Genomic DNA, 12,101 nt, shown 5'->3' with positions numbered 1-12,101 from the left:
CCCTTAACCCGCCGCGCCCCACTACCCGCGAGACGGAATCCGCACAGGTCCTTACTCGCACTTTCGCTGCGTAGATTCCGCTTCGCGGCCAAGCGCCAGGCGGCCAGGCGCCAGGCGCCAGGCGGCCAGGCGTCGGGTGTAAGCAAGCAAGCGAGCAATTAGGGCTTTCGCCAGATCGACACGTGCCGCGTGCTCTCATGGGTGAACGGTGTGCCGTCCCAGTCCTGCCACCGCTCCTCGAGCGTCAGGCCCGCGATGCGCGCCATCAGGTCGAGCTCGGCGGGCCACACGTAGCGGAATGCGATCGACCGGAACCGCGCCTTGCCGTCGATGTCGTCGACATAGTTGGAGGTCATCGACTGGGTCGCGCAGTCGTACAGGTCGTAAGCCCAGGCCTTCTCACCCACATCGAACGGGACGGCCCGCTGCCCGGGCGGCAGCAGCCGCAGCGCCGGGACGCCGACCTCGATGACGAACCGCCCGCCCGGCTCCAGATGAGCCGCGGCGTTGGCGAAGCAGGCGACCTGGGCGTCCTGGGTGGTGAGATTCTCGATCGTGTTGAACACCAGATACGTCAGCGTGAAGGTGCCGGACACGCGCGTGGTGGCGAAGTCGCCGAGGGTCACGCCGATGTCGGCCCCACCCGGCTTGGCCCGCAGCCGCGCGACCATCGGCTTGGAGATGTCGATGCCATGCACCTCGACGCCGCGGCGCGCCAGCGGAAGCGCGATACGCCCTGTGCCAATCCCGAATTCGAGTGCGCGACCGTCACCGGCCAGGCCGGCGAGCACGTCGACGACCTCGTTGATGACGCTTTCGTCGTGCATACCGGAGGTCGCCTCGTCGTAGGTGGCGGCGACCTCCTCGTCGAAAAACCCATCGTCGCTCATCGATGCGGACAGTACTGCCTCGCCGAACGTGCAGCCACTGCGAAAAATCGGGCCGAAAGTCGCGAAATCTTCACGCTGGCCGCATGCAGACGCTGGCCGCATGCAGACGCTGGCCGCATGCAGCCGCGTGACCGCAAAAGACAGCAGCGCCAAGTCCCTACCGCGCGTCGCGCTTCGCCAGTTCGGCCAGCATCGCGTTGTAGGCAGCCAGTTCAGCGTCGTCATCGCGGTCGGCGGCGCGGTCCAGGCGCTTGGCGGTGCGCCGGTCGCTGCGGGTCCACTGCACGAGCAGCGCCATGACCACGATCAGCAGCGGGAGTTCGCCTGCAGACCAAGCGATTCCGCCGCCGAGCCGCTGGTCACCGATCAGGTCGGTGTGCCAGTCGAGCTGCAGGGACTTGTAAAAGCCTTCGCCCAGCACGGATTTGGTGCTCATCAAGACCACACCGAAGAACGCGTGCAGCGGCAGCGACGCCAACACGGTGCCGAGCTTGGCCAGCGGCGGCAGCGGCCGCGGTGTGGGGTCGACGCCGATGACCACCCAATAGAACAGGTATCCCGACAGCAGGAAGTGCACGTTCATGGCGACGTGCGCGGCGTGGGTGTTGACCGCGGCGTCGAAGATCCCGCCGAAATACAGCCCGTAGAAGCCGGCGACGAAGATCACCGTCGCCACGATCGGGTTGGTGAAGAAGCGCGACAGCCGCGAATGCAGCGCGGCCAGAAGCCATTCGCGCGGACCCGGCGGTTGGTCCTTGCCCGCGGTCGGCAACGCCCGCAGCGCCAGCGTGACCGGAGCGCCGAGCACCAGCAGGATCGGCACGAGCATCGACAGCAGCATGTGCGCGGCCATGTGCATGCTGAACATCACCGGCATGTAGCGACCGATGCCCGACGACGTGGTGAACAACAGCACCAGGCAGCCCAGCAGCCATGCGGCGGTGCGGCCCGGAGGCCAGGTGTCGCCGCGCCGCCTCAGCCGTCGCAACCCGGCCAGATACACCACCGCCATGACGATCGCCAACGTCCCGAGCAGCAGGTCGAAACGCCAGTCGAACAGCACCCGCGCCACGGTCGGCGGACCGGCGAAGTCGTAGCCGATCTCGACGACGGGAATCGACGGGTTGGAGATCGGCGGAGGCGGCGGCGGGGTGCGGCCCAACGCGACGGCCACGCCGAACGTCAACCCGAAGACCACCGCCTCGGTCAACGCCAGCCGGATCAAGGGCCGGCGGGCCTGCGGGTCGGCCTGCAACGCGGCGACGCCGTGGCGCCGTTGCCACCACCCGATGGCACCCAACGTGCACAGCGCAACCGCCTTGGCGATGACCAGCGCGCCGTAGGCACTGTCGAACAGGTCGCTCGGCCGCATCCGTACCAGAGCGTTGATGACGCCGCTGAGCGCCATCGCGACGAAGCACCACAGCGCCACGGCGGAGAACCGCCGCGCGGCCAGATCGGCGTGGCCGCCGCCGCGCAGCGCGTGCACCAGCAGCGCCAGCAGGCCACCGGCCCACAGAGCGGCCGCGACCAGGTGAATGAGCAGGCTGTTGGTGGCCAGGTCGTGTGAGCCGCCCGACGACGAGTGGCCGGTGAGCGCCAGCGGAAGCAGCGTGACCAGCGAACCGGCGAACAGTAGCGGCGTCGACGACCAGCGCAGCACCGGGATGCTCGCGACGGTCACGATCGCCGCGAGGAAGGCCGTCCACCGCCAGGCGCCCGCGGTCTCGATCAGGCTGGCCACCGACCAGATGTCCAGCGGGCTCAGCCGCGTCGACAACGGCTGGCCCGTGACGTCGGACACGGTCAGCGGCACCAGAAGCGCCGCGGCCACCGTCCACACCGCCGACGCGACGGTGCCGACGCGCAGCGCTCGGTACCCGTCCGCGTCCAGCACGCCGTTCTGCTGAGGCGGCACCAGAAACGCGGCGAACATGAACGACCCGACCGCGACGACGGCGGCGATCTCCCCCGCCGCCCGGACAAACGGCAGTCCGTAGGTGGTGACCGGGCCCGGGTTGGGCAGCCCGGTGGCGAGCAGCGCGTCGGCCAGCGTCATGCCGCCGATGCCCGCGGCGGTCAAGCCGGCCAGCACGCCGACGGCGAACAGCACGGGCCATACCGCGCTGCTGCGCACGCCGGACACCACCGCTGTCATCCCTCCAGCGTATGGCGTGCCCAGCTAGGTCCCGCTTCCCGCCGTCTCTTCGGCGCCGTGCTCGGCGCTTTGGCGCATCGCGCGGCGCTCCTGCTCGCGCGCGTAGAACTGCTCGAAGGAGATCTGCTCGACCTTGTCCATGTCGCGCAAGATGTCGCGCAGTTCGTTGCGGAAGGCGGTGCGCCGCTCCAGCAGGTCGGCGGCCGGTTCGAGCAGGTGCTGATCGGCGGCGACCTGCTGCGCGGTTGCGAACAGCAGCGCCGACACCGATTCGGTGCTGCGCACCCGGTTCTGCGCGACGTACTGGTTGCCGACGCCCAACGCGCGCCGCGTCAGTTCCTTCTCGTCGACCTCGGCGGGCAGGTCGCGCAGCACGTCGGCGACGATCTCGTAGGCCTCGAAGTAGGGCCGCAACACCGCCGCCGCGATCAGCGGCCGTTTCGCCCGCAGCATGGCGAAGATCTCGTCGGCGCCCGCGGCGACACGCTGCTCCCAGTTGGGAGCCTCTGCCTGCGAGCACTCATGCCACGCCATCTCCTCGGCGAGATGTTCGCGGAACGCCGAGGACTCCGCGAAGTAGAAGTCGAACTTCAGCAGATCCCGCAACCGCATCGCGCGATTCCAGAACGCCTCCAGGCGATCTCCCTCGGCGTGTGCCGCGTAGACGAGCGCCATCTCGACGATGGCCGTCTCGAGGAACGCGTCGATCACGGTGTTGCGGTAGAAGGCCGCCTCGTGCTCGTGCTCGGGCGCGATCCGCCACACGGGCTCGCGTCCGGAGTCGATGCACGTCACCGGGTGGCCGTTGGACAACGCGTCGAGCGCGGCGCGCACACCGTCGAGGGTGCGCAGCCGCAACACACTGTTGGTGACGGGAGTTCCCTTGCGCTCCAGGTAATCCAGCGAGTCCTGCAATGTGTGGTGCAGCTGATCGAGCGTGAGCGCCGTGCCGCGAGTGGTCAGCAGCAGCGCCGACACCAGACCCGTCGCGTTGACCGGAGTGGCGCGCAAGATCCGCCAGCACACCTCGATCGCCATCTTCTGCATCGCAAGGCGTTTGGCCGCCTCGTCGTGGGCGGTCGGCCCGCCGGGCGGCCCGAGATACTCGCGCATCGAAACCGCTTCGGGGAACCGGACATAGATCTTGCCGTAGCTGCGCTCGCCCTGCGCCTTGATGTAGTTGTACAGCCAGGACAGCCCTTCGGGTGTCTTCTCGCCGCCGCGGGCGTAGGCGGCGTACTCGGCGGTCTCGTGCAACTGGTCGAAGCTGATGGACACCGGTTGCAGGAGGATGTCCTCGCTGCGGCCCTCGAGGTAGGCGTCGGCGACGTAGCTCATCAGACCGAGCTTGGGCGGCAACATCTTTCCGGTGCGCGAGCGGGTGCCTTCGATGGACCAGCTGAGGTTGAAACGCTTCTCGACGATGTAGCCGACGAATTGGCGCAGCACGTACTTGTACAGCGGGTCGTCGAGCTTGCGGCGGATGAAGATGACACCTGCACGGCGCATCAGCGGGCCCATGAAACCGAACGACAGGTTGATACCTGCGAAGGTGTGCACGGGCGGAAGCCGGTTCTCCTGCATGGCCACCGGCACGATGACACCGTCGAGATAGGACCGGTGCGAGAACAACAGCACCGCCGGATGGGTTTCCAGCTTGTGCCGCATCCGCTCGATCTCGGCGCGGTCGTAATCGATATTGGGGTCGAACCCCCGACTGTAGATGGCCCGGCCCAGCGACGGGATCAGGTCGACGGAGAACCGGCTCCAACCAGTGGACAGTTCGTCGAGCATCTCGGCCGCCTTGGCCAACGTGGCGCCGGGGATCTTCTCCAGGCCCTCCCGGAACCGCGCCGACGCCAGGATTTCGGGCGCCATCAGCTTCGGCGACTTGTACTCCGGGCCGAGCAACCGCAACTCGACACGCTCGATGGCCAGAATTGCGCGGCGCAGCACGAAATGGGCGAACTCACGCGGGTTTTCGCCGGTGGTGGCGTCGTTCCACTGCTGGCGCAACTCGGACACCTTCGCCGGATCGCCCGCGACCACCCTGGCCCGGCTGGGGTCGCGCTTGAGGATGCGGTGCTGAAGGATCTCAGGCGGTCGATAGGTGTCGCGCCCGGAGATCAGCGCGACGACTTTGGAGCGCGTCGGCAGGCCGCCGGGCACCCAGAAGACGCGCACCGGCACGACGGTGCGGTCCTCGTCGGCCTCGAGTTCCTCGACGAGGCGGGCCAACACGCCGGGCGGCGGATCGCCCTCGGGGATCTCCAGCACCGAGACGTTGGATTCGGGATGCTCGCGGCGTTGGCGTTGCAGCCAGTCGTTCAACAGCTCTCGCTCGGCGGGCGATGACACCGAGGCCAACACCAGCGCGTCGTCGGCCGTGTCGAAGCTGGCCATCGGGTCGCTGGTCACGACCGCCCCTTCTTCGCAGCGGCCTTGCCGGCTTGTTTATCGGCTGCCTTTTTGGCCGCGGTCTTGGTCGACTTCTCGTTGTTGACCGCCGCGGCAGATTTCTTGTCGGCTGACTTCTTGGCCGCCTTCTTCGGCGCCGCCGTGCCTGCTGCGGCTTTCTTCGGCGTCGCCTTGCCTGCTGCGGCCTTCTTCGGCGCGTACGGCCCGATCTTCGGAACCTTGTCGTGCGGCCAGTTTTTCAGCGTGTCGAGGTAGAGCTGACGCACCTCTTCGATGCGCTCGGACAGATTGTCGACCGTCCAGTCGTCGACCGACAGCGGCGGGTACACCACGACGTCGACGGTGCCGGGGTTGAACGTCGCGGAGTCGCGCGCGGAGATGACCTCGGCATTGCGGATGACGATCGGCACGATCGGTATGCCCGCCGACATCGCAATCCTGAAGGGCCCCTTCTTGAATGGGCCGACCTCGGTGGTGTCGAGCCGCGTTCCTTCCGGGGCGATGAGGATGGACAGGCCGTTACGGGCAAGCTTCTCAACCTTTTTCAGGCTTTCGACGGCGGCCTTCGGGTTGTCGCGGTCGATGAACGCGACGTCCATCACCTTGCCGAGGGTGCCGACGATCGGGTCCTTCTCCAGCTCCTTTTTGCCGACCGAGGTGAAGTTGGTTTCGACGAGCCTGCCGGCGATGATCGGGTCAACCTGGTTGCGGTGATTGAAGATGAACACCGCAGGACGCTTCTTCCACAGGTTCTCGCGGCCCAGCACGTTGATGTTCACACCCGTCGCGGTCAGCAGGGCGCGGCCGAACGCGGAGGTGAAGAAGTTCAGGCCGGTGCGCTTGTTGCGGGTCAACAGTCCCAACCCGAAGGCGCTCGCGGCGATCGGCACCATCGACGCGACACCGGCGGCCGTGCGCAGCTGGGAGACGGGGTTGTTGCCGCTGCGGCTGGTGAACCGCAGCACCGGCCAACCGCGTTTGGCCGCAACGGCGGCCATCTTTCCGCCCGGGTTGGTGGGCCGCGGATTGCCGACCAGATACATCAGCGCGACGTCCTCGTCGCCGTCGGCGTAGAAGTAGCTCTTCGACAGGTCCACGCCGTGTTCGGCGGCGAATGCCTGCACCGCTCGCGCCTTGCCCGGCCCCCAGATGATGGGTGTTTCGACTTCGCCGGTGATCAGCCCGTTCTCGTCGGTCACGAACTTGTTGCTCAGCACGTTTCTGATGCCGAGGAAGCGCGCGACGGGCTCGACCTGCACGGTCAGCGCCGACGAGCTGAGCACGACGGTGTGGCCGCGTTCCATGTGGGCGCGCACCAGCTCACGCATCTCCGGGTAGATGCGGCCCATGATCTTCTGCACGAAGAGTCGCTCGGCGAGTTCGTCGATGTCGCTGAGCGAGCTGCCGCGCAGCATTCGGGCGCCCTTGCCGATCAGGTCCTCGAACTCAGAGCGCCCCAGCTGATGGTTCAGCCCGGCCTGCACCATGCCGATGAACTCGCCGACCCCCAATTGGCCGCGCCGCAACCGATCCCGCGTCATGATGACCCCGGTGAAACCGGCCACCAGCGTGCCGTCGAGGTCGAAGAACGCACCGATGCTCGGGCCGGCCGGGCTGGCCTGGATCTCGGCGACCGATCCCGGCAACCGCATGGTGCGCGGGTTGGCGCGTGGCCTCGGCTGTTGGTCTGCGGCGGTCATTGCGGGCTGCTCCCGTTGGGTGATACAGGACTGGATTCGTCGCCTGCCGGCGTGAACGATGCGGGCACACAGCGGCCGTCGCCGCCGAGGGCGAGCACCTCGTCGAAGCCGGCCTGCAGACACTGGGCGAAGTAGTCCCCGTCGACCACCGCCGCGCGATCGTAGCGTGCGGTGACCGTGATGTATCCGGCCCGCGAAACCAGCACGACCATCATCGCGACGCCGGGCAGCGGGCCAAGTCCGTACTGCCGCAGAATCTTTGCGCCCGCAAGGAAAGTGTCGCCCGGATACACGGGCACATTGCTGGCCTGCACATCGGCGTTCACGATCGAGCCCGCCATGCCCTCAAGGACCGGGTCGGGCAGCAGGCTGAGCACCGGCGCAATGGCGCCGACCATGTTGACGGCACGCTCCTCGCGTTTGCGGGTCATCTGCGACCGGATGCTCTGGATCCGTCGCTCGGGATCTTCGATGCCGACGGGTGCGGCGAGATTGACTCCGGCGAACCGGTTTCCGCCGGCCGGGTCGTTGTCGGAGCGCATGTTCACCGGCACCGCCATCGGCAAAGTGTCGATGGGCACGCCCATGTGTTCGTGGTACAGCCGCAGCGCAGCGCACAGGCCGGCGAGGTAGGCGTCGTTGATGGAGCCGCCCGCGGCCTTGGCGGCGCGGTGCATGTCACCGAACTCGATGTCGATGGCCTCGCTGCGCGACGACAGGCTCCGTCGCCGCAGCACCGGCGACGGTTCTGCGGCCGGCCCCATCACGCGTGCGCTGGAGACCGCGTAGTTGACGGCCCCGCCCACCGTCGACACCGGGTCGCGGATCACCTGACCGACGGCGCGCACCGCGCCGAACAACGACTTGCCGACGGTGCCTGCGATCGCGCCCGGCAGCCTGTTGATGCCCTCGCGCATCAGGTCATTCGGCGAGAGGTCCTGCGGAATGGGCAGCGGCGGAGGAGTTTCCGGCGGCGGGTCGCGCTCCAGGTCGTAGATGCTCGCGAACATCTCCACTCCGCCGACGCCGTCGGTGACGGCGTGGCTGAGGTGCATGACCAGCGCTGCGCGTCCGCCGGCGAGGCCCTCGACGAGCGTCGCGGTCCACAACGGCCTGGAGATGTCCAGCGGCGACTGCAGGGTGACCTCCGCGAGGTCGAGCACCTCGCGCAGCGTCCCTGGCTCGGCGACCCGCACCCGGCGCACGTGAAAGTCGAGGTTGAAGTCCGGGTCGACGACCCAGCGGGGCGCCGCCGTCGGCAGCGTCGGCATGACGACCTTTTGCCGCAGCCGCAGCACCTTGCGGGACGCGTGCTCGAAGCGCGTACGCAGGCGTTGCCAGTCGGGCGTCGTGTCGAGGATTTCGACGGTCATGATGCCCGACCGGGTGCGCGGGTTGGCTTCGCCGCGGTGCAGGATCTGGTCGACGGGGCTGAGTTCCTCCGGAAGCCCAGCCGCGCCGAACTCACGCACGTCGCTCACGCTGCGGCCACCTCGCCATCGTTGCTGCCCCTCCCGTCGGCCCGAACGTTCCCTACCCACGCTAGTCCGACGCAACTCACGACGGAGGACGTTTCCTATCCCCTACCTGCTAGCCCTTCCCCGCAGGCCCCCGTTCGCGCTTACGGCATCGGCCGCCGTATTCGCTAGGGTGAGTGCGCTGCCTCCGTAGCTCAGCGGATAGAGCAGCCGCCTTCTAAGCGGTTGGTCGCAGGTTCGAGTCCTGCCGGGGGCGCTTTTCGGCGATTGGCTCGCTATCCAGCCGTCGAGGCCGTCGTCGTTTACGGCGCGGCGAGCGGAATGGTCGCGGTCAGCGTGGTCCCGACACCGGTCGGACTGACGACGTCGAACTGGCCGCCGAGCACCTCGACGCGGTCCTTGAGCCCGATCAGGCCAGACCCGCTGCCCACCACCGCGCCCCCGATTCCGTCGTCTCCGACAACCAGACGCAGGATCGCGTCGTCCACGCTGGCGTGCACGGCAATCTCGGAGGCACCGGCGTACTTGACGGCATTGGTCAAGGCCTCGGCCACGACGTAATAGGCCGCCACTTCGATCGGCTCGGGCAACCTGCCGCTGATGTCGAGGTCGAGGTCGACGGGTATCGCGCATCTGCGGGCCAAGCCTCTGATCGCGGCCTCGAGCCCGCTTCTCGACAGGATGGCGGGATGCATTCCGTGGGACAGCTCGCGAAGTTCGGCAGCGACTGCCCTCAGGCCCGCGACCACAAGCGACATCTGGTCGTTCAACCGATGTTGGTCGGGTTCGACCAACAGCTGGGTGGCGCGAAGCTGCAGGCCAAGCGACACCACGTGCTGCTGCGCACCGTCGTGGAGGTCGCGTTCGAATCGTTGCCGCGCCTGATCGCCGGCCTGGACGATTCGAGCGCGAGAAGCGGTCAATTGCGCCTGGGTCTCGGCGTTGGCGATTGCGGTGGCCACAAGATCGGCGAAATCCTGGATGCGCAGTTCGGTCCCGATCGGGAGGGATCCGGCTCGAACCGACCCGACGATCAACGCGCCCCAGAGCCGGTCACCCACGAGGATCGGTGCACCTGCGGCTGACTGGAGACCGAGGCTGCGGATGTGCGCGTCAGTCGGGCCTGTCGTATCGGCATACGAGTCGATTCGGACGGCCCGCCGTTCCCGAAAGATCGTGGCAGTGACGCTCGCGCCATCCAGCGACACCTGTTTTCCCGCACACTGGATGGCGTCGCCTGATCCGTCGCGATGGCCCGCCACGACCGTGGCGCCGGACGATCCATATTCCAGCAGGACAACGTCTTCGACGCGCAACCCCTGAGAAAGTTCGAGCACGGCCGCGGGACAAATCTGCGACAACGCGACTCCGCGCGCCACCAAGGTGGCGACGCGCCGCAGCGCCGCTTGTTGGTCGGCGAGTGAATTGGCCAGCGCAGCCGCGCAGTCCGCCTCCCTGCGGCGGTCCTCCGCCTCGATGGCTCGCAGGCGCGCTTGCCTGCCAAGAATGTTGGCTGACAGAGCGATGGGCAGGAACACCAACAGGGCGACAAAGTCATCGCCGGTGAGCAGATTGTGGTCTTCGAGATGGAAGTAGAGATAGACGAGCATGCTCACGAAGGTTGTCGTGACGGCCAGTCCGAATCCCCAGCCTGCTGACACGACCAGCACGCCGAGCAGGAAGAGAGCTCGGAACGAATGGTGCGACCCCATGTGCTTGAGCCAGTAGACGACTGCCGTCTCCGCGATGATGAACGCGGCGGCGACGGCGATTCCGACGCCGACTGGCAGCGGTTCGGGTCGCAGGAGCGCGGCCAACGGCCCACGATGAGACCAGCCTCGCGCCGACTCAACCCGTCCGAACATCAACGACTCACCCAGGCGGGACGTTGTGATTGAAGCGGAACGAATTGCGGGCGTCGTACATGGTTTTCACGATTTGCAGCATTCGATAGGTGGCAGGGTCGTAGGCACGTCGGGTGCGCTCGACGGTGGCGTCGGCAGGGCCGAGGAGGCCGGGATGAGCATGGTCGTGTAGCCACGGCTTGAGCGCTTCGACGAGTTCAGCCCCACAGTCGCGATAGTCAGCGACTCGGTGACCGGGTGGCACCACAGTCAGCGCGAAGAAGGCGAAGGCCGCGTCGCGCGAGCCGACCGCGTTCGCAACAGCGGGTGGCCGCCCGAAGGCTCCCCCGAGATGGCGGATGTGGATGATGTTGATTCCGTTGTGGGCAGCGGAGTCGACCACCTCGACGATGGCCTTGACGGTGTCGTCGGTGAGTTCGCGCAACAGTCCGAAGTGCTCGAGGGCCGGCGCGGGGTCCGTCGGCTCGGCGCTGATCTGACCGAATTGGTTGTACGGGATGTCGGCCATGGTGTCCATCAACAGCGGCGCCGCGTGACGCAGCGGTTCGACCAATCGCTTGCCCACAACTGAATTGCCGACACAGGAGAGGCTTACGGAAACGATGAGCTTGCCGGTCATGAACGACGGAAGGCCAGGCATCGGCGGCAGATTCAACACGGTGACGCCCGAGCTGATCTCGTCGGGCGCCGTCATCGTGAACCGCCGATATTCCTGCAGAACCCCTCGGATGTGCTCCCCGGCATAGAACAGTGCGCCCGCGTACAGGTGAGTCACCGCAAACAGCGCGAATTCCATCGCGGTGACAACACCGAAATTGCTCTTTCCGCCGAGCAGCCCGCCGAACAGATCCGCCTCGGAGTGCGCTGAGACACGACGCAGTTGACCGTCCGCCGTGACCACGTCAATCGCGCTGACATGGTCTGCGGCCCAACCGAATTTGCGTCCCATGGTCAAGCTTGCGCCACCGCCGAGTGTGTAGCCGACCACCCCGACGCCAGGAGCAGATCCCGCTAACGGTGCCAGGCCATGAACTGCCGCCGCCTGCACGAGGTCACCGAACCGGACACCGGCTTCGACTCGTGCCGTGCCCGTGCCGGTATCGATGGCGATCTCCGACATCCGCCTCGTCGTGATCATCAGCGCGCCGTCCCCTGCGGGCAGCGATGGTCCGTGCCCTGTGTTGAGGACGGCGATGTGCAGGCCGTGGCGGGCCGCGAATCTCACCGCCTGGACGACATCTTCCGCGTCGGCCGCACCTACAACCAGTGCTGGCCGATGTTGCACTGCCGTGTTGAACACCGCAATTTCGTTGTCATAACCCGCAGATTCCGGAGTAAAAGCCCGCCCCGAGAGACGCTTCTGCAGTTCCGGCACGCTGTCCCGCCATGAGCTCATCGACCGACCTCTCATGTGCGATCGGCCGTCGGAACAGGCCGATGAATACGTCGATCCGGGTCGCTATGGCCGAGCAGGTGGGTCATGGCGACGAACGTATTGCGACGGTTGCCGGCGAACTAGGAGCCTGCTGAATTAGTGGCTTTGGGGGCGGGGTGCCTCAAAGCGCTCTGTGGCGCGTGTGTTCAGTCAGACC

General features: G+C 67.1%; 7 protein-coding genes and 1 tRNA gene. 1 reads left to right on the top strand and 7 read right to left on the bottom strand.

The window, feature by feature from the left end:
- Nucleotides 1-158: 158 nt before the first annotated feature.
- From CQY20_RS31690 to CQY20_RS31670, 5 genes are all read right to left on the bottom strand, one after another.
- Entirely contained in the window at nt 159-890 is a 732-nt protein-coding gene (locus CQY20_RS31690; RefSeq protein ID WP_097944979.1) for a class I SAM-dependent DNA methyltransferase, read from the bottom strand.
- 157 nt (nt 891-1,047) lie between these two features.
- On the bottom strand, nt 1,048-3,048 hold the full coding sequence (locus tag CQY20_RS31685; RefSeq protein WP_097944977.1) for a bifunctional copper resistance protein CopD/cytochrome c oxidase assembly protein: 2,001 nt from the start codon (nt 3,046-3,048) through the stop codon (nt 1,048-1,050).
- A gap of 24 nt (nt 3,049-3,072) precedes the next feature.
- Nucleotides 3,073-5,451, bottom strand: a complete 2,379-nt coding sequence (locus CQY20_RS31680; RefSeq protein ID WP_097944981.1) for a glycerol-3-phosphate 1-O-acyltransferase — start codon at nt 5,449-5,451, stop codon at nt 3,073-3,075.
- A gap of 11 nt (nt 5,452-5,462) precedes the next feature.
- The gene (locus tag CQY20_RS31675; RefSeq protein ID WP_097944975.1) at nt 5,463-7,166 is read right to left on the bottom strand and encodes an HAD-IB family hydrolase/lysophospholipid acyltransferase family protein; all 1,704 of its coding nucleotides are present in this window, start codon (nt 7,164-7,166) and stop codon (nt 5,463-5,465) included.
- Nucleotides 7,163-8,647, bottom strand: a complete 1,485-nt coding sequence (locus CQY20_RS31670) for a wax ester/triacylglycerol synthase family O-acyltransferase (protein ID WP_097944973.1) — start codon at nt 8,645-8,647, stop codon at nt 7,163-7,165. Before CQY20_RS31670 ends, CQY20_RS31675 begins: the two co-directional genes overlap by 4 nt.
- Before the next feature lie 180 nt (nt 8,648-8,827).
- Between CQY20_RS31670 and CQY20_RS31665 the strand changes: the two genes are divergently transcribed.
- Nucleotides 8,828-8,900 (top strand) — tRNA-Arg (locus CQY20_RS31665).
- 46 nt (nt 8,901-8,946) lie between these two features.
- Here CQY20_RS31665 and CQY20_RS31660 read toward each other — a convergent pair.
- A complete protein-coding gene (locus CQY20_RS31660; RefSeq protein ID WP_308494434.1) occupies nt 8,947-10,461 on the bottom strand; it encodes a sensor histidine kinase in 1,515 nt (504 codons plus the stop codon).
- A 55-nt stretch (nt 10,462-10,516) separates the two neighbouring features.
- Complete coding sequence (locus tag CQY20_RS31655; protein WP_163700650.1) at nt 10,517-11,905, bottom strand: FAD-binding oxidoreductase; 1,389 nt, start codon at nt 11,903-11,905, stop codon at nt 10,517-10,519.
- Nucleotides 11,906-12,101 lie beyond the last annotated feature (196 nt).

The sequence above is a fragment of the Mycolicibacterium agri genome, assembly GCF_002553505.1.
GTDB classification, from domain to species: domain Bacteria; phylum Actinomycetota; class Actinomycetes; order Mycobacteriales; family Mycobacteriaceae; genus Mycobacterium; species Mycobacterium agri.
This window is presented reverse-complemented; position numbering and strand designations above follow the sequence as displayed.

Coding starts and splice junctions, on each gene's coding strand:
- CQY20_RS31675 (WP_097944975.1), bottom strand. CDS start 7,166: ATGACCGCCGCAGACCAACAGCCGAGGCCACGCGCCAACCCGCGCACC.
- CQY20_RS31690 (WP_097944979.1), bottom strand. CDS start 890: ATGAGCGACGATGGGTTTTTCGACGAGGAGGTCGCCGCCACCTACGAC.
- CQY20_RS31655 (WP_163700650.1), bottom strand. CDS start 11,905: ATGAGCTCATGGCGGGACAGCGTGCCGGAACTGCAGAAGCGTCTCTCG.
- CQY20_RS31685 (WP_097944977.1), bottom strand. CDS start 3,048: ATGACAGCGGTGGTGTCCGGCGTGCGCAGCAGCGCGGTATGGCCCGTG.
- CQY20_RS31680 (WP_097944981.1), bottom strand. CDS start 5,451: ATGGCCAGCTTCGACACGGCCGACGACGCGCTGGTGTTGGCCTCGGTG.